This is a genomic window from Micromonospora tarensis (assembly GCF_016803395.1).
Taxonomy (GTDB): domain Bacteria; phylum Actinomycetota; class Actinomycetes; order Mycobacteriales; family Micromonosporaceae; genus Micromonospora; species Micromonospora tarensis.
This window is the reverse complement of record NZ_JAEVHL010000131.1, coordinates 1-17298: the sequence shown is the minus strand read 5'-3', so window position 1 is coordinate 17298 and position 17298 is coordinate 1. Positions and strand designations below refer to the sequence as shown.

Annotated in this window: 13 protein-coding genes and 2 pseudogenes; 8 read left to right on the top strand and 7 right to left on the bottom strand. The window is 71.4% G+C overall.

What is annotated here, in order from left to right:
• From JM949_RS22525 to JM949_RS22510, 4 genes are all read right to left on the bottom strand, one after another.
• Nucleotides 1–808 (bottom strand): AAA family ATPase (locus tag JM949_RS22525; protein ID WP_203150343.1); only part of this gene is annotated, 808 nt, incomplete at its 3' end.
• Nucleotides 808–1956, bottom strand: coding sequence for an exonuclease SbcCD subunit D (locus tag JM949_RS22520; RefSeq protein ID WP_203150342.1), 1149 nt, complete (start codon nt 1954–1956; stop codon nt 808–810). The genes JM949_RS22525 and JM949_RS22520, both read right to left, overlap by 1 nt.
• An 18-nt stretch (nt 1957–1974) precedes the next feature.
• A complete protein-coding gene (locus JM949_RS22515) occupies nt 1975–3729 on the bottom strand; it encodes an ATP-binding protein (RefSeq protein ID WP_203150341.1) in 1755 nt (584 codons plus the stop codon).
• A 148-nt stretch (nt 3730–3877) separates the two neighbouring features.
• On the bottom strand, nt 3878–4624 hold the full coding sequence (locus JM949_RS22510) for a pyrimidine reductase family protein (protein WP_203150340.1): 747 nt from the start codon (nt 4622–4624) through the stop codon (nt 3878–3880).
• Nucleotides 4625–4774: 150 nt separating this feature from the next.
• Here JM949_RS22510 and JM949_RS22505 point away from each other — a divergent pair, with 150 nt between their 5' ends.
• The 6 genes and pseudogenes from JM949_RS22505 (at nt 4775) to JM949_RS22480 (ending at nt 11376) form a co-directional block, all read left to right on the top strand.
• Entirely contained in the window at nt 4775–5338 is a 564-nt protein-coding gene (locus JM949_RS22505; protein WP_203150339.1) for a plasmid pRiA4b ORF-3 family protein, read from the top strand.
• 270 nt (nt 5339–5608) lie between these two features.
• The gene (locus tag JM949_RS22500) at nt 5609–6898 is read left to right on the top strand and encodes an ABC transporter substrate-binding protein (protein WP_203150338.1); all 1290 of its coding nucleotides are present in this window, start codon (nt 5609–5611) and stop codon (nt 6896–6898) included.
• Nucleotides 6899–7006: 108 nt separating this feature from the next.
• Nucleotides 7007–7978, top strand: a complete 972-nt coding sequence (locus tag JM949_RS22495; RefSeq protein ID WP_203150337.1) for a carbohydrate ABC transporter permease — start codon at nt 7007–7009, stop codon at nt 7976–7978.
• Between the two features lie 10 nt (nt 7979–7988).
• Entirely contained in the window at nt 7989–8831 is an 843-nt protein-coding gene (locus tag JM949_RS22490) for a carbohydrate ABC transporter permease (protein ID WP_203150336.1), read from the top strand.
• Nucleotides 8828–10249 carry a GH1 family beta-glucosidase gene (locus JM949_RS22485; protein ID WP_203150335.1) on the top strand — a complete coding sequence of 474 codons (1422 nt, stop codon included), beginning with the start codon at nt 8828–8830 and terminating at the stop codon, nt 10247–10249. The genes JM949_RS22490 and JM949_RS22485 overlap by 4 nt, the downstream gene beginning before the upstream one ends.
• 82 nt (nt 10250–10331) lie before the next feature.
• Nucleotides 10332–11376: pseudogene (locus tag JM949_RS22480) on the top strand (LacI family DNA-binding transcriptional regulator).
• Between the two features lie 24 nt (nt 11377–11400).
• Here the strand turns inward: JM949_RS22480 and JM949_RS22475 are convergent.
• Together JM949_RS22475 and JM949_RS22470 are read right to left on the bottom strand one after the other, a co-directional pair.
• Nucleotides 11401–12621 (bottom strand): acyl-CoA dehydrogenase family protein, encoded by a 1221-nt coding sequence (locus JM949_RS22475; protein ID WP_203150334.1) that lies wholly within the window; start codon nt 12619–12621, stop codon nt 11401–11403.
• Nucleotides 12621–13700, bottom strand: a complete 1080-nt coding sequence (locus JM949_RS22470; protein WP_203150333.1) for a phosphotransferase family protein — start codon at nt 13698–13700, stop codon at nt 12621–12623. The genes JM949_RS22475 and JM949_RS22470 overlap by 1 nt, the downstream gene beginning before the upstream one ends.
• A gap of 151 nt (nt 13701–13851) precedes the next feature.
• Between JM949_RS22470 and JM949_RS22465 the strand changes: the two genes are divergently transcribed.
• Nucleotides 13852–14553, top strand: coding sequence for an ACT domain-containing protein (locus JM949_RS22465; RefSeq protein WP_203150332.1), 702 nt, complete (start codon nt 13852–13854; stop codon nt 14551–14553).
• A gap of 89 nt (nt 14554–14642) precedes the next feature.
• Nucleotides 14643–15164, top strand: a pseudogene (locus JM949_RS22460) (ACT domain-containing protein); the annotation flags it as partial.
• Nucleotides 15165–15243: 79 nt separating this feature from the next.
• Here the strand turns inward: JM949_RS22460 and JM949_RS22455 are convergent.
• Nucleotides 15244–16809, bottom strand: a complete 1566-nt coding sequence (locus tag JM949_RS22455; RefSeq protein ID WP_203150331.1) for an aldehyde dehydrogenase family protein — start codon at nt 16807–16809, stop codon at nt 15244–15246.
• Nucleotides 16810–17298 lie beyond the last annotated feature (489 nt).

Sequence of the window (17298 nt, the reverse complement as noted above, 5' to 3'; positions counted from 1 at the left end):
GCTCGTCGTCGAGAGCGGTCAGCGCCGCCGCCGCCTCCCGTGCGGTGAGCCGGGCCGCCGACAACCGCGGGACCGCGGCGGTCACCGCGGCGGCCAGCTCGGCCATTCGATCGACCCGGGCGTCGGCCTCGGCCAACGCCTCGTCGTCCACCCCGGTCAGCCCGGCGAGGACCTGGTCGACCGCCTCCAGTCGGGCCTCCGCCTGGGCCGCCCGGGCCGTCGCCCGCTTCTGCACGTCCTCGTAGACACCGAGGCCCAGCAGGTTGACCAGGATCTGCTGCCGGGTCGCCGGCTTGGCGTGCAGGAAGTCGGCGAACTGCCCCTGCGGCAGCACCACACAGCTGGTGAACTGCTCGTACGGCAGGCCGACCGCCTCCAGCACCGCCTGCTCCATCTCGGCGGGGGTGCCGGCCACCACCTCGCCGAGATCGTCCGGGCTCAGGCCGGTGTCCAACTTGGTCACGTCGAACCCGGCCGGCATCAGCTGCAACCCGGCGTTCGCGGTCTTGACGTTGCCCCGGCCGTCGCGGCGGACCACCCGGGTCGCCACGTACCGGGCGCCGCCGGACTCGAAGACCAGCCGCACCCGCGCCTCGGTCGCCGACGGCGCCAGCGCGTTGGCCAACCCCCGGGTGCCGCCCCAGCGGGGCACCGTGCCGTAGAGGGCGAAACAGATCGCGTCCAGCACTGTCGATTTGCCCGAACCGGTGGGGCCGATCAGGGCGAAGAAGTCGGCGTCGGTGAAGTCGATCGTGGTCTCGTCCCGGAAGACCGTGAACCCGGCCAGGTCCAACCGCATCGGACGCATCAGTGCTCGACCTCCTCGAAGAGCTCGTCGAAGAGCTCCCGGACGCCCTCGTCGGCGTGACCGCGGCTGTCCAGGTAGTCGGCGAACAACTCCCGGGGGGAACGCCCCGAGCGCTGGGCGATGCGCGCGCCGCTGCCCGGCGCGGCCAGCAGCTCCGGGTCGATCCGGATCTCCAACGCCCGGGGGAGCAGCTCCTGCACCTCCTCGCGCAGACCGGCGCGGGGTTGCTCCCGGACGAACACCCGCAGCCAGGCGTCCGGCGCCTCGATCTCGGCGAGCTGGGCCAGGGTGCCCCGCACCGTCCGCAGCGCGCTCGCCGCCGTCACCGGCACCTCCCGCACCCGGGCGGCGGTGCTGGCCGTCACCTCGACCAGCGTCACCGAGGGGACGTTCTCCTGCTCGCCGAAGTCGACAGCGAGCGGGCTGCCGCTGTAACGCGCCGGGCAGGGGCCCTCGACCCGCTGCGCCCGGTGCAGGTGACCCAGCGCCACGTAGTGCGCGGTGGCCGGGAAGACGGTGGCCGGCACGGCGTAGCCCAACACGGTGTGTGCGTCGCGCTCGCCGCCACCGGCGGCGGCACCGGTCACCGTCAGGTGCGCGGTGACCAGGTGCACCCGGTCCGGTTCGGTGAAGCCCTCGGTGAGTCGCCCCAGCACCCGACCCAGGTGGTCGGCGTACGTCTGGTTGGTCTCGGCGGCGGTCAGCTCGTACATCTCCAGCGCGCGTACCGCGTACCGCTGGGAAAGGAACGGCAGCGCGGCCAACTGCCACCGCTCGCCGCCACCGGTGCTGCCGTCGATGATGTGCTCGTCCGGGTTTTCCCGCACCCCGCCGCGCAGCGTGATGCCGGCGGCGTCGGCCCACGGACGCAGCGCGTCCAGCGCCGGGCCGTTGTCGTGGTTGCCGCCGATGGCGACCACGTCCGCGCCGGTGCGCCGCAGCGCGGTCAACGCCCGGGTGACCAGGCGGGTCGCCTCCGAGGTGGGCGCGGCGGTGTCGTAGAGGTCACCGGCGACGATCACCAGATCCGGCTGCTCGGCGCGGGCGATGTCGATCACCCCGGCCAGCACGGCCTTGTGCTCCTCGGCCCGGGACTGCCCCTTGAGCACCTTTCCCACGTGCCAGTCGGAGGTGTGCAGGATCTTCATGGCTGTGCCAGCCCTCAGCTAGAACGGGATGTCGTCGTCGGTGCTGCCGCCGCCGGAGCCCACCACGGCGAACGGGTCGGCGGACTGGGTGATCGAGCGCAGCGTCTCCGATGGTGCCCGGCCCGCCTCGGAGACCCGGGTGGCCCAGGCCGGGAACGGGAACTCCAGGCAGAGCGGCACCGGGATGTCCGGCTGGTTGACGAACATGGTGCCCGGCTTGGCCAGCAGCGCCCGCTGGCGCTGCGCGGGTGGGAGGAAACCGTACTCCGGGCGGGACGCCTCGGCCGGGTCGAGTCGGCCGACCACCCGGATCGCCGAGTTGGTGACGATCCGCCGCTCCACCTCGCTCGCCGTCTGCTGCGCGCCGATCAGGATCACCCCGAGCGAGCGACCCCGCTCGGCGATGTCCAGCAGGACCTCCTTGATCGGCGAGGAACCCTCCCGCGGGGCGTACTTGTTGAGCTCGTCCAGGACGACGAAGAGCAGCGGCTTGGCGGTGCCGGACTTCTCCTTGCGCTCGAATTCGCTCTTCAGCGTCACACCGACCACGAACCGCTGCGCGCGGTCCGGCAGGTTGTGCAGGTCGACCACCGTGACCTGGGCCGACTCGCTGGTGTTGATGGAGTGCGGGCGGCGGGCCGCGAGATCACCGCGAATCAGCCGGGCGAGGTCCTTCTTACTGCCGATCAACCGCCGGGCGAACGCGTTGACGGTGCCCAGACCCACCGCGCTGCCCGCCCAGTCCGAGCGGGTCTCGTCGTCGTTGAGCTGGTCGACGATGTGGTCGACCAGATCGCCGTAGGAGCCGAGCCGGACCCCGTCGATGCTCACCCCGCCGTCGGCAGGCTGGGCGTAGCGGGCCAGGTGCGCGGCCACCGAGTGGACCACCATCGTGTACTGCTGGCGCTCGTCGTCGGCGTCGGCGAAGACGTATGGCAGCAGCCGGTCGGCGCAGAACTCGCTCAACGTCCAGTAGAAGGAGTCCACCCCGGTCAGTCGGCTGCTCACATCCGGCGTGCCGGCCGCGTCACCCACCCGGGGCGGCGCGTACACCCGGACGTCGGGGAAGGCCCCGGCGGTCAGGCCGAGCTTCGCGTACGCCGCCCGGGTGGGCTCGTCGAGGCGGGTGTTGGGGTGGTCGAGGAAGAGCAGGTCCTCGCCCTTGACGTTGAAGATCAGCGCCTTGGCGTTGACCGCGTCGCCGCCCAGCACCCCGGAGCGGAAGACCGAGTAGAGCAGGAAGGTGGCGAAGCTGGTCTTGGTGGCCACCCCGGAGATGCCGGAGATGGAGACGTGCGCGCCCCGGCTGCCGTCGAGGAAGTCGGCGTTGAGGTAGACCGGCACCCCGTCGCGCCCCATCCCCATCGGGATGCGCCGCTCCATTCGGTCGAAGTGCAGCGCGCGGGCCCGGGCGTCGCCCTCGGCCCGGTGCACCACCGCGCCCGGGGTGGGCGGCACGTAGAGCTCCGGATCGACCCGGGTGGTGGTGACCTCGGCCGCCTCCTGCACCTGCGCCGGCAGGGTGCCGTCGGCGATGGCGAACACGTCGGAGTCGAACTGGGCGCCCTCGTGCCGAGCGCGGACCTGGGTGACCACCCCGGCGATCGTCACCGGCTCGCGGTCGGGCAGCTCCCGTCGGGTGACCACCACGTCGTCGAGCTGGAGGTAGCTGCCGGGCGCCACGGCCGTCCAGAACTGCAACGGGGTGGCGTCGGCGGTGCCCAGCACCCGCCCGACCGCCTCGCCCGGCGTGTCGAGGTCGGCGTCGGTCATCGGGCGAAGCGGGTCGGTCGGGCATCACGGTCGGCGCGCATGCAGTGCATCCTGCCCGAGGAGTACGACAGGTCGCCACGCGACGCGGCGGACGACACCATGCGTCGTCACACCGGCGACGGTGGGTGTGCGACCGGACGACCGCCGGTTACCGGCGGGCGTGGCGGAGCAGGAGGACGCCGTCCTCGGCGGCGAGCACGTGCCGCAGCGGCAGGTGTCGGGGTGGCACGGGGGTACCGGCGGTGATCCGGCCCGGGCCGGGTCCGGCGAGCAGCGGCGCGACGGTCAGACACAGCTCGTCCACCAGGTCGGCGGCGGTGAGCGCGCCGAACAGCTGCGGGCCACCCTCGCAGAGCAGTTGGGTCAGGCCCCGCCGGTGCAGCTCGGCGAGGCCGGCGGCCAGGTCGATCCGCTCGATGTCGCAGCGCACCAGGTCGGCGACGTCGGTCAGGCCGGGCGGCGGCGCGGCGTCGGCGTGGGTGAGCACGATCGGGCGGGTCGGCGCGTCGGCGAAGGCGGCCTGCGTCGGGTCCAGGTCGAGCGAGCCGGAGACGACCACCAGCGTCGGGTACTCGGCCAGCCCGTGATCGCGACGCCAGGCGCGCCGACGTTCGTCGAGGCGGACCGCCCGGTACCCCTCGTGGCGAAGCGTGCCGGCGGCCACCACCAGGGCGTCGCAGAGCATCCGGAGCAGGCCGAACACCCGCTTGTCCGGCTCGCCGGAGAGCCCGGCCGAGTAGCCGTCCACGGTGACCGCGCCATCCAGGCTGGTGACGAAGTTGACCCGCAGCCGGGGCCCGTCGGCGCGGCCGTAGAGGGCGGTGAGCGCGGCGTCGTCCAGCGGCTGCGTCGACGGCTGCGGAAAGAGCCGTCGGATCGGGATTCCGACGCTCATTCGCCGGCCGGACCGGTGACCGGAGGGGTCGGTGGGGCGGTACGGTGCTGGCAGTCGCACCAGTTCCGGCCCGGGCAGTCGTCGTGTCGCCGGGCCCGGCACGCTCGGCAGATCATGCTCGCAGCCTAAGCCGCGGGAGGGTAGGACAGCATGCCGCGTCAGATCTTCCAGCTGAAGATGTCCCTCGCCGGCGTCCGGCCACCGGTGTGGCGCCGGGTGCTGGTGCCGGCCGGCTACACGCTGGACCGACTGCACCGGGTGGTGCAGCACGCGATGGGGTGGCGGGACTGCCACCTGCACTCGTTCGAGATCGACGCCGGGCAGTACGGCGAGCCCGACCCGGACGGCGAGTTGGCGCTGCACGACGAGTTGGACGTCCGGCTGGACGCGGTGCTCGGCAAGGGCAGCCGGTTCTCCTACACGTACGACTTCGGCGACTGGTGGGAGCACGACCTGGTCGTGGAGGACGCGGTGACAGTGGACCCCGACGAGCGGTACCCGGTCTGTCTGGCCGGCGAGCGGGCCTGCCCGCCGGAGGGGATCGGCGGGCCGCTGGGTTACCAGGAGCTCCTGGCGGCGCTGGCCGACCGGGCTGCCGACGCGGACCTCGTCGACCCGCGGCACGCGCTGCTGCGCGACTGGGCGGGCCCCGCCTTCGACCCGTCCCGCTTCGACCCGCACCGCGCCACCACCCTGCTGCGCCGCTTCTGCTGAACCCCGCCAGAGACGCCTCGCCGCGTTGATCGCGTCAGGGCCTCGGTTCCGGCCCGAAATCCCTTGATCACCAGGTGCGGGGCGGTGGAGTCGATCGGCGTAACGATCTGGGAACGCTCCCATCGTCCTATTGACACTCCCGGTACCCGCCGGCAATCTCATGGGAGCGCTCCCGAGGTGGCGTGGGTCACGCACGGATCCCCCCGGCCGGAGCGATCAACACCCCCCACCACACACATCAGCCTCACCACCGGAAAGAGGGGTCAGCGAATGAGCGTCACCACGCGGCGTACCCGCCTGGCGGCCGCTGCCCTGGCCGCGATCACCGCAATCGGCGGTCTCGCAGCCTGCGGCAACGACGACGACAAGCCGGCGGCCGGCGAGAAGCCGGCCAAGCTGGTCGTCGACACCTTCGGCGAGTTCGGCTACGAAGAGCTCGTCAAGCAGTACGAGAAGGACACCGGCATCAAGGTCGAGCTGCGCAAGACCGCGCAGCTCGCCGAGTACCGGCCGAAGCTGGTCCGCTACCTGGCTACCGGCAAGGGCGCGGCGGACGTCACCGCCCTGGAGGAGGGCATCCTCAACGAGTTCAAGCCCAACGCGCGCAACTGGGCCGACCTCACCCCGTTGGTCGCCGACCACTCCAAGGAGTTCCTGCCCTGGAAGTGGGAGCTGGGCAAGGCGCAGGACGGTCGGCTGATCGGCCTGCCGACCGACGTCGGCAGCCTCGCCGTCTGCTACCGCAAGGACCTGTTCCAGGCTGCCGGTCTGCCCACCGAGCGCGACCAGGTGTCGGCGCTCTGGCCGGACTGGAAGGGCTTCCACGACGCCGGTCTGAAGTACAAGCAGGGCAGCGGCGGCAAGGCGTTCATCGACTCGATCACCGCCGTCTCCAACGGCGTGATGTTCCAGGGCAACGGTGATCTGTTCTACGACAAGGAAGACAACATCATCGCGGACACCAGCCCCGCGGTGAAGAACGCCTGGGACACCGCCACCTCGATGGCGGACATCTCCGCCAAGGCACAGACCTGGTCGCCGGAGTGGTCGGGTGGCTTCAAGCAGGGCACCTTCGCGGCCACCTTCTGCCCGTCCTGGATGCTCGGCATCGTCTCGGAGAACTCCGGCCCGGCCAACAAGGGCAAGTGGGATGTCGCGTCCGTGCCGGGCGGCGGCGGTAACTGGGGCGGCTCGTGGCTCGCGGTTCCGGCGCAGAGCAAGTACCCGAAGGAGGCGGCGAAGCTCGCCGAGTACCTGACCAACGCGAAGAGCCAGGTGGAGGCCTTCAAGGCCAAGGGCCCGCTGCCCACGAACCTGGAGGCGCTGAAGAACGAGGCGTTCATCGGCTACACCAACGAGTACTTCAGCAACGCGCCGACCGGCAAGATCTTCGGGGAGAGCGTCGCCAAGATCCAGCCGACCTACCTGGGCCCGAAGCACCAGGCGGTCAAGGAGAACGCGCTCGAGCCGGCCCTGCGGGCGTTCGAGAGCGGGCAGGCCGACAAGGCGAAGGCCTGGGAGCAGTTCACGAAGGACGCCAAGACTCAGGGTGCCTTCTGAGTGATTCCCTGCCGGTGGCGTTCGGGGCTTCCCGGACGCCACCGGCCGGTCCCCTCCGCGTAGCGCCCTGCGCGAGGGCCCCCGGGCCTCGCCGGAAAGGAAATTCGCATGAGCCTGTCGGCCACGACGGCACCGCCGTCGCCAGCAGCACCGCCTTCTCCCGACGTCTCTTCCCGACGTAGCCGGGGAAGATTACTCAACCGTCTCGATGTCAAGTACTCGCCGTACCTCTACATCGCCCCGTTCTTCCTGATCTTCGGCGCTTTCGGGCTGTACCCGATGGTGCGTACCGCCTGGATGTCGCTGCACGACTGGGACATGATCGGCGATCACTCGTTCATCGGCTTCGACAACTACACCCGGCTCTTCTCCGACGAGTACTTCTGGAACGCGCTGGTCAACACGTTCGGCATCTTCGCCCTGTCGACCATCCCGCAGCTGTTGCTCGCCCTCTTCCTGGCGAACCTGCTCAACCGGACCTTCCTGCGTGCCAAGACCTTCTTCCGGATGGCCATCTTCATGCCGAACGTGGTCTCGGTGGCCGCTGTCGCGATCGTCTTCGGGATGCTGTTCCAGCGGGAGTTCGGCCTGTTCAACTGGCTACTCGGCCTCGTCGGTGTCGACCCGGTCGACTGGGACGGACAGCGGTGGAGTTCCTGGTTCGCCATCTCCTCGATGGTCAACTGGCGGTGGACCGGGTACAACACCCTGATCCTGCTCGCCGGCATGCAGGCGATCCCGAAGGACCTCTACGAGGCCGCGGAGATCGACGGCGCCGGCCCGTGGCGGCAGTTCTGGCAGATCACCCTGCCCATGCTGAAGCCCACCTTCACCTTCGTGGTCATCCTGTCCACGATCGGCGGCATGCAGCTCTTCACCGAGCCCCTGCTCTTCGCCAACGGCAACATTCTCGGCGGCAGTCAGCGGGAGTTCCAGACGCTGGCCATGTACATGTACGAAATGGGCATCGCGAACCTGAACACCGCCGGCTACGGAGCCGCGGTCGCCTGGGCGATCTTCATGATCATCGTCGTGGTGTCGCTGGTCAACTTCCTACTCGTCCGCCGCTCGGCGAAGTGAGGAGAGATCGATGATCTCGGCTTCCCAGCGCCTGTGGCGCACCAGTCCGCTGACCTACGTGGCGCTCGTCCTCGCGGCGCTGCTGTCGATCTACCCGTTCTACTACATGCTGGTGATCGGCAGTCGCAGCCTGGACTCCATCAACGACGTTCCGCCGCCGCTGACCCCCGGCGGAGCGTTCGGTGACAACTTCGGGCGGGTGCTCGACAACGACGCCGCCAACTTCCTCACCGGCATGATGAACTCGATCATCGTCTCCTCGGTGGTCACCCTGTCGGTGGTGCTCACCGGTTCACTGGCCGGGTTCGCCTTCGCCAAGCTGAAGTTCCGGGGCAGCAACGCCCTGCTGCTGGCGATCATCGTCACCATGATGATCCCAACCCAGATGGGCCTCATCCCGCTCTGGTCCATGATGCAGGACCTGGGGTGGTACGACACCCTCTACGCGGTCACCGTGCCGTTCCTGGTCAGCGCCTTCGGCGTGTTCATGATGCGGCAGTACGCCAGCCAGGCCATCTCCGACGAGCTGATCGAGGCCGGCCGGGTCGACGGGGCGAGCACGTTCCGGATCTACTGGAGCATCGTGCTGCCCGCGCTGCGTCCCGCCGCCGGCGTGCTCGGTCTGCTGACCTTCATGGAGACCTGGAACTCGTTCATCTGGCCGTACGCCATCCTCACCCCGGAGAACCCGACCCTCCAGGTCTCGCTCTCCTTCCTCTCGTACGCCTACTACACCGACTACTCCCAGGTGTTCGCCGCCACGGCGATCGGAACCATCCCCCTGGTGCTCGTTTTCCTCGTGTTCGGCCGCCAGATCATCGGCGGGATCATGGAAGGTGCCGTCAAGTCGTGAGCAACCCCGCCAGCCCACCCGCCGTCGACGTCCTCGACGAGCGGCCCGGGCTGACCTTTCCGCCCGGATTCCTCTGGGGGGCCGCGACGGCGGCGTACCAGATCGAGGGGGCGGCGGCCGTGGACGGCCGCACCCCGTCGATCTGGGACACCTTCAGCCACACCGAGGGTCGGGTCGTCGCCGGGCACACCGGCGACGTGGCCTGCGACCACTACCACCGGCTCGGCGAGGACGTCGCGTTGATGGCCGAGCTGGGCCTGAAGTCGTACCGGTTCTCGGTCTCCTGGTCCCGGGTGCAACCCGGCGGCACCGGCGCGGCCAACCCGCGGGGCCTGGACTTCTACCGGCGACTGGTCGACGAGCTGCTGGCCAACGGCATCGAGCCGTGGCTGACGCTCTACCACTGGGATCTGCCGCAGCCGCTGGAGGACGCCGGCGGCTGGCCGGCCCGGGACACCGCGGCCCGCTTCGCCGACTACACCACGCTGGTGGCCGACGCGCTCGGTGACCGGGTGCGCTACTGGACCACGCTGAACGAGCCGTGGTGCTCCGCGTTCCTCGGTTACGGCTCCGGGGTGCACGCCCCCGGCCGCGCCAACGGGGCGGACGCGGTGCGCGCCGGGCACCACCTGATGCTCGGGCACGGCCTGTCCGTGCAGGCGCTGCGGGCCGCTCGGCCGACCGCCGAGGTGGGCGTGACGGTCAACCTCTACCCGGTCGACCCGGCCAGCGACAGCCCCGCCGACTCCGACGCCGCCCGGCGGATCGACGGCCTGGCCAACCGGTTCTTCCTGGACCCGCTGCTGCGCGGGTCGTACCCGGCGGACCTGGTGGCCGACCTCCGCACGGTCACCGACTTCGACCACGTGCGCGACGGCGACCTGGCGACCATCTCCACGCCGCTGGACCTGGTCGGCGTCAACTACTACAGCCGGCACGTGGTCGCCGCGCCGACCGACGGTGACGCGGCCGAGCCGGCACCCTCGTGCTGGCCGGGCAGCGAGGATGTCCGGTTCGTCACCCGGGGTGTCCCGGTCACCGACATGGGCTGGGAGATCGACGCTCCGGGCCTGCTCGAGACGCTGCGCCGGGTGCACGGGTACACCGATCTGCCGCTGTACGTCACCGAGAACGGCTCCGCGTTCGTCGACACCGTGATCGACGGCGAGGTCGACGACGTCGACCGGTTGGCCTACTTCGAGGCACACCTGCGGGCCGCGCACGAGGCGATCGACGCCGGGGTGCCCCTGCGGGGATACTTTGCCTGGTCGTTGATGGATAATTTCGAATGGGCCTGGGGTTACACCAAGCGGTTCGGCATGATCCACATCGACTATGACAGCCAGGTCCGTACCCCCAAGTCCAGCGCCAAGTGGTACGCCTCGGTGATCCGGCGCAATGGTCTGGCCGCACAATAGGCTCGGGCCAGCCATCAGGACGGTCCTGGCGTCCACCTCACGCAGGTGGCGCCGGGTCCGCCCGCCGTCGGAGGAGCAGACGATGACAACGCAGCGCACCCGGTCGCTTGGGCGCCAACCCTCGACGCGGTCGCGGCGCGTGCCGGCGTCGGCCGGGGCACGGTCTCCCGCGTGGTCAACGGCTCGCCGCAGGTCAGCCCGGAGGCCCGGGCCGCGGTCCAACAGGCCATCGCCGAGCTGGGGTACGTGCCGAACCGGGCCGCCCGCGCGCTGGTGACCCAGCGGACCGACTCCGTGGCGCTGGTGGTGTCCGAATCCGGCGAGCGGGTCTTCACCGAGCCGTTCTTCGCCGCGATCGTGCGGGGGATCAGCTCCGGGCTGCTGGAGACGCCGATGCAGCTCTGGCTGGCCATGGCGCAGTCGCCTGTCGAGCGGGAGCGGGTCGAGCACCACCTGACCAACCAGCACGTCGACGGCGTACTGCTGCTGTCGTTGCACGACTCCGACCCGCTGCCGACGCTGCTGGAGGAGCGCGGGCTGCCCGCCGTGCTCGGCGGTCGGCCGGCCCGGATGCTGCAACCCGGCGCCCAGCCGGCGTGGTTCGTCGACGTGGACAACGCCGGCGGCGCCCGACAGGCGGTGGAGTACCTGGCGAGGCAGGGGCGGCGGCGCATCGCCACCATCGCCGGAACGCAGGACATGGGCGTCGGCCTGGCCCGGCTGACCGGTTACACCGAGGCGGTCAAGGCCACCGGCGTGGGCGTCAACCCCGACCTGATCGCGTACGGCGACTTCAGCGAGGGCAGCGGCGCCGCCGCCATGAGCCGGTTGCTGGACGCCTGCCCGGACCTGGACGCGGTCTTCGTCGCGTCGACCTGATGGCGTTCGGGGCGCTGCGGACCCTGCGCGAGGCCGGCCGACGCGTGCCGGAGGACGTCGCGGTGATCGGCTTCGACGACGCGACGATCGCCGTGCAGGCGGACCCGCCGCTGACCACCGTCTTCCAGCCGGTGGAGGAGATGGGCCGACAGATGGCCCGCCTGCTGGTCGCCCGGATCCGGGGCGAGGATCTCCCCGCCCCGCACATCGTCCTGGACACCCAACTGATCCACCGCGCCTCCGCCTGACCCGGCCCTCCCGCCGGCTGGCGGTCAGGTCGGGGTGGGGGCCCAGCGGCGGAGTTCGCGCTTGGCGAGCGAGTTGCGGTGGACCTCGTCGGGACCGTCGGCCAGGCGCAGGGTGCGGGTCTGCGCCCAGAGGGCGGCCAGCGGGGTGTCCTGGCTGACGCCGGCGCCGCCGTACCCCTGGATGGCCTTGTCGATCACCCACTCCGCCATCGCCGGCGTGCCGATCTTGATGGCCTGGATCTCGGTGTGCGCGCCCCTGTTGCCGACGGTGTCCATCAGCCAGGCCGTCTTGAGCACCAGCAGCCGGGCCTGCTCGATGCGGACCCGCGACTCGGCGATCCACTCCCGGACCACGCCCTGCTCCGCGAGGGGCCGGCCGAAGGCGACCCGCCCGAGCGCCCGCTTGCAGAGCAGCTCCAATGCCCGCTCAGCCATTCCGATCAAGCGCATGCAGTGGTGGATCCGGCCCGGACCGAGCCGGGCCTGCGCGATGGCGAAGCCGCCGCCCTCGGCGCCGATCAGGTTCTCCGCCGGCACCCGGACGTCGGTGAAGTCGATCTCGGCGTGCCCACCGTGGGACCCGTCGGTGTAGCCGAAGACTGTCATCCCCCGGCGGACCTGCACCCCGGGGGTGTCCCGGGGGACGAGCACCATGCTCTGCTGGCGGTGCCGGTCGGCCTCCGGGTCGGTCTTGCCCATCACGATGAAGATCTCGCAGCGCGGGTCCATCGCGCCGGACGACCACCACTTGCGTCCGTTGATCACGTACTCGTCGCCGTCCCGGGTGATCCGGGTGGCGATGTTCGTGGCGTCGGAGGACGCCACCTCCGGCTCGGTCATGCAGAACGCGGAGCGGATCTCCCCCTCCAGCAGCGGCATCAGCCAGCGCTGCCGTTGCGCCTCCGAGCCGAACTCGGCCAGCAGCTCCATGTTGCCGGTGTCCGGTGCCGCGCAGTTGACCGCCTCCGGCGCGAGGTGCGGACTGCGCCCGGTCAGCTCGGCCAGCGGCGCGTACTGGAGGTTGGTCAGTCCGGCGCCGTAGCGTGGGTCGGGCAGGAAGAGGTTCCACAGGCCGCGCTTGCGGGCCTCCGCCTTCAGCTCGGCCAACACCGGGGTACGCGACCACGGGTCACCGGCGGCCACCTGCTCGGCGTGCACGGCCTCGGCCGGATAGACGTGCTCGGTCAGGAACCGGGTCAGCTGGTCGCGCAGCTCCTCGGTCCGGCTGTCGTATGAGAAGTCCATCACCGCTCCCTGGCGGCGGTCAGCCCGTGCGCGACCAGCGGTGCCACCATCTCGCCGATCCGGTCGAAGCCCGCGCCGAGGGTCTGCCCGAGCGTGTGCCGGTAGTGGATGCCCTCGCAGATGACCGCGAGTTTGAAACAACCCAACGCCACGTGCCAGTGCAGCGGCCCGACGTCCACCTCGCTGCGCCCGGCGTACCTGTCGATCAGCTCGGCGCCGGTGGGGAAGCCGGCGCGCGGGCCGAGCCCGTCGGCGACCGGGTTGCCGTCGGCCGTCTCGCTGCCGCCCAGCACGTCCCAGTAGGTCAGCAGCAGCCCCAGGTCGGCGAGGGGATCGCCGAGGGTGGCCATCTCCCAGTCGAGGACGGCGTGCACGGCCACCGGGTCGGCCGAGGCGAGGAGGTTGTCCAGCCGGTAGTCGCCGTGCACGATCCGGCCGGCGTTCGCGCCCTCCGGTGCGGTCGCGGCGAGCAGGTCACGCAGCTCGTCGATGCCGGGCAGGTCGCGGCTGCGGGAGCGGTCGAGCTGGCCGCCCCAGCGGCGGACCTGCCGGGCCAGGTAGCCCTCGGGGCGGCCGAAGTCGGCCAGACCGACAGTGGCCGGTTCGACGCTGTGCAGCGCGGCGAGGGTGTCCATCATCGCGCACGCGAGAGCCCGGCGGCGCTCGTCGCCCAGCGGGTCGGTCTGCGCCCGGGTGCGGAACACCTCGCCGGGCATCCGCTCCATCAGGTAGAACGGCGCGCCGATCACCTCCGGGTCGGTGCAGAGCAGCAGCGCGCCCGGGACCGGCACCTCGGTCGGGGCCAGCGCCGAGATGACCCGGAACTCGCGGCCCATGTCGTGCGCGGTCGCCAGCACGTGCCCCAGCGGGGGGCGGCGCAGCACGACCTCACGGCCGCCGGCGCGTAGCAGGTAGGTGAGGTTGGACTTGCCACCCGCGATCAGCTGGGCGCGCAGCGGCTCGATGGCCAGCTCGGGTCGGTGCTGGGCCAGATAGCCGGCGAGTCGGTCCAGGTCCAGACCCGCCGGGGAACCCGGGACGGCCGCCGGCCGCGACGCAGCGACGGCCGGATCAGTCATCCGACTAGTTGATGGCAGCCCGTTCATGTTGTCAAGGCCAGATTTTGCGCTCGGGACATGCCCCTGCAACAGGGATGAAATGGTCAACCGGCAGGCTGGGTTCCAGCCTGCCGGTCGCTCTGTCGCCGGCCCGCCGAGCGGAGGGACAGACATGTTGCTGCGAGTTCGGGTCACCCTGCCGGACCGTCCGGGCACCCTCGGCCAGGTCGCCCGCACGTTGGGCGTCTCCGGGGCGGACATCGTCCAGGTGGTGGTGCTCGAACGACTCGGCGGGCGGGCGGTGGACGACTTCACTGTGGTCTGGCCGGGCGCGGCGCGGGTGGAGCGGCTGCTGGCCGGTCTCGCGGCGATCCCGGGCGTACGGGTGGACGGTGTGTGGCGGGCGATCGGCGCGCCCACCACCACCGGTCAGGACGCGGAGTTGCTGGCCCAGGTCGCGGCCAACCCGGCCGACGGGTTGGCCACCCTGGTCGACGCGGTACCCGGGCTGCTGGCCGCCGACTGGGCCGTCGCCGCCGTGGTGCCCGTGGACTGGGCCTCGCGCAACGGGGGTGGCGGAGCCACCGTGGGGCACGCGAGCTGGCGTGCTCCGGTACCCGCGCGGTTGCCGGAGGTGACCCCCCTGCGCGGTCGGTCCATGACCACCCCCGACGGCACCCACCACGCGATCGCGCCGTTCGGCCGGGCGGGCCTGGTGCTGGTGGTGGCCCGCGACCGCAGCGAAGCCCTCTCCGCCGCGGCGTTCCACAGCACCGAGGTGGATCGGCTCAGCCAGCTCGTCCGGGCCTGCACGGTGATCCTCGGTGACCGACTGGACCTGGTCGGCGCGCCGCCGGTGGTCGCCGGCCCCTGAACGGCCCGAGGAGTTCCCGGGCCGACACCGCCGGGCAACCGGGCGGCAACAGGCCGGGGTGAGGCTCTTACCGGCGAAGGGAGCCAACCATGACGTTGTGGCGGATCCGGGCGACGGTGGACGACCGGCCGGGTTACCTGTCGGTGCTCACCGCGAGCCTCGCGCTGCGCGGGGTCAACATCCTGACGGTGCAGGTGCAGCCCACCGAGCAGGGCGCGGTGGACGACTTCCTGGTCGACGCGCCGGACGCGCTGGACGAGGCCGAGCTGGTCGCCGCCGTCGAGCGGGGGCGGGGCCGGGACTGCTGGGTGGCGCGCAGCGAGGCGCGCGGTCTGGTCGACCAACCCACCCGGATGCTCGGGCTGGCCAACCGGCTGGTGCGTGACCCGGACGCGACGGCCGAGGTGTTGCAGGACCTGCTCGGCGCCGACGTGGTCAGCTGGCGGCCCGCGTCGACCGACGTCCGAGCGGGAATCACCGGCACCGGCATGGTGCTGGCCGACCCGGCGGGCGGCTCGTTCGCGCTGCGCCGGGCCGCGCCCGACTTCACCCCGGCGGAGTACGCGCGGGCGCAGGCAGTGGTCGAGCTGGCCGCCATTGTGGACGCCCGGCGCTGCCGTAGTCAGCTGGAAGGGGAGGGCGCCAGCTGCGCGCCGGACGGGTAGCCGGCGCCCCTCCGTCCGCCGCCGCTCAGGTGGTGGGGTAGCTGGTGTAGTCGGGGAAGTTGCCGTAGAGCCGGCCGTCGCCGCCCACGGTGACGGCGTGCACCAGCAGGTCGCCGCCGACGAACGCGCCCTTCCAGGAGGCGCCCCGGCCGCCGAACGGCTCGTCCCGGTCACCGCGCGAGCGTGGCTTGTTGATGCCCACCTTGAACGCCTGGAGGTCTACCGCGAGCTTGCCGGCCTCGTCGGTGTCGTCGCAGGCCAGCGAGGCCACCAGCGCGCCGTTGGAGGCGTTCATGGCGGCCAGCAGCTCGTCGGTGGTGTCCACCACGACGATCGTGTCGACCGGCCCGAACGGCTCGGCGTGCATCAGCCGGGACCGGCCGGGTGGGGCGAGCAACACCGACGGCGCGACGTACGCCGAGGTGTCCTGCCCGGGCAGGAACGGCGCGCCGGTGAGCTTGCCCCGGTGCAGTGGCACCGCGCCGCCGCGAACCGCCTCGTCCACCTTGCGGCGCAGCTCGTCGGCCTTGGCGGCGCTGATCAGCGGCCCGTAGTCCAGCTCTGGCAGCGGGTCACCGGGCGTCCAGCTCTCCTCGACCGCAAGGGGATGCCCACATCGGATCGAGGAGACCACCGGCAGGTACATGCCGAGGAACTCGTCGACCAGGTCGCGCTGCACCACGAACCGGGGGTACGCGGTGCACCGCTGCTTGCCGTACTCGAAGCCCTTCCTCAGGTGGGTGGCGAGCAGGTCCCACTGGGAGAAGTTCCAGATCCCCCAGGCGTTCAGCCCCTCCTGCTCGATGAAGTGCCGCTTGTCGCTGTCGAGCAGCGCGGCGGCGACCTTGCCACCGTTGGAGCGTCCGCCGACGAACGCCACCGCGCCGATCTCGGGCGCCCGGACCAGCACCTCGGACAGCTCCTCGCCGCCGCCGGAGACGAGGGTGGCGGGCAGCCCGGCCCGGCGCATCAGCGCGTGCACGACGGTCAGGCAGACCGCGCCGCCCTGGGACGGGGTCTTGGCGATGACCGCGTTGCCGGCGAGCAGTTGCACCAGCTCGGCGTGCACCAGGACGCTCATCGGGTAGTTCCAGGATGCGATGTTGCTGACCGGGCCGGGCAGCGGCTCGCGGCCGTCGGCGAGCATCCGGTCGATCTCGCCCGCGTACCAGCGCACGCCGTCGAGCGCCCGGTCCACGTCGGCGCAGGCCAGCCGCCACGGCTTGCCGATCTCCCAGATCAGCAGCAACGCCAGCAGGTCCCGGTGCGCGGTGAGCGCGTCGAGCGCGTCGGCGACCCGGGCCCTGCGGTCGGACAGCGAGGTCTGGGCCCAGGCCCGGTGCGCGGTCGCGGCGTGCCCGACGGCCGCCCGGGCGGTGTCGGCGTCGAGTCGACGCAGGTTGACCAGGACGGTGTTGTCGACCGGGGTGCGGACCGCGGCGGGCTGGCCGACCGCCCGCCATTCGCCCTCGACCAGGTTGTGCAGGGTGGTGACCCCGTCGACCTCGGGGCCGAACGCCTCCGGGGTGACGGCCACCGCGCGGGCCAGGATGTCGGTCCACGCGGTGCCGTCGGCGAGTCGTAGTGCCATCGCTTCTCCTCAGGGTTGACCGGGGAGCGGCGGCGTCGACGGCACCGCTGGTGACCGGTACTGTCTCGCGCCCGGTAGTGGGTCAGCAACAGTACGTTTGTCTGGCTGGCCGCCGACGCATCCGAGCAGCGCGAGGATCTTTTTAGAAGCGCCCGCCGTGAGCTGCCAAAACATCAAGCATCAATCGGTATATTTCGATGGTGTGAAATGGTCCGTAGTGGTTACCCGCGAGTACGGAAGTGGCCCCCGTGGCTCGGCTCCAGCCGGCAGGCTTCCCAACCGACGGCCCGCCCATTACATTGTCGCGTATCCATGGGAGCGCTTCCACGACCCATGGTCACACCGCCACCCCGCTGTCGCCGGTGGCCGTGCCGCCCGCACGCCGTCCCGCGTCGGTGCGACCGCCGGCGGCGCCTCCGACAGGAGCCCGCCATGCGCCACCTGACCCGGCCGTTCAGCGGCCAGCCTGGCCGTCACCGGCCGCCGACC

Coding starts and splice junctions, on each gene's coding strand:
- JM949_RS22505 (WP_203150339.1), top strand. CDS start 4,775: ATGCCGCGTCAGATCTTCCAGCTGAAGATGTCCCTCGCCGGCGTCCGG.
- JM949_RS22495 (WP_203150337.1), top strand. CDS start 7,007: ATGAGCCTGTCGGCCACGACGGCACCGCCGTCGCCAGCAGCACCGCCT.
- JM949_RS22500 (WP_203150338.1), top strand. CDS start 5,609: ATGAGCGTCACCACGCGGCGTACCCGCCTGGCGGCCGCTGCCCTGGCC.
- JM949_RS22510 (WP_203150340.1), bottom strand. CDS start 4,624: ATGAGCGTCGGAATCCCGATCCGACGGCTCTTTCCGCAGCCGTCGACG.
- JM949_RS22455 (WP_203150331.1), bottom strand. CDS start 16,809: ATGGCACTACGACTCGCCGACGGCACCGCGTGGACCGACATCCTGGCC.
- JM949_RS22515 (WP_203150341.1), bottom strand. CDS start 3,729: ATGACCGACGCCGACCTCGACACGCCGGGCGAGGCGGTCGGGCGGGTG.
- JM949_RS22490 (WP_203150336.1), top strand. CDS start 7,989: ATGATCTCGGCTTCCCAGCGCCTGTGGCGCACCAGTCCGCTGACCTAC.
- JM949_RS22520 (WP_203150342.1), bottom strand. CDS start 1,956: ATGAAGATCCTGCACACCTCCGACTGGCACGTGGGAAAGGTGCTCAAG.
- JM949_RS22465 (WP_203150332.1), top strand. CDS start 13,852: ATGTTGCTGCGAGTTCGGGTCACCCTGCCGGACCGTCCGGGCACCCTC.
- JM949_RS22475 (WP_203150334.1), bottom strand. CDS start 12,621: ATGGACTTCTCATACGACAGCCGGACCGAGGAGCTGCGCGACCAGCTG.
- JM949_RS22470 (WP_203150333.1), bottom strand. CDS start 13,700: ATGACTGATCCGGCCGTCGCTGCGTCGCGGCCGGCGGCCGTCCCGGGT.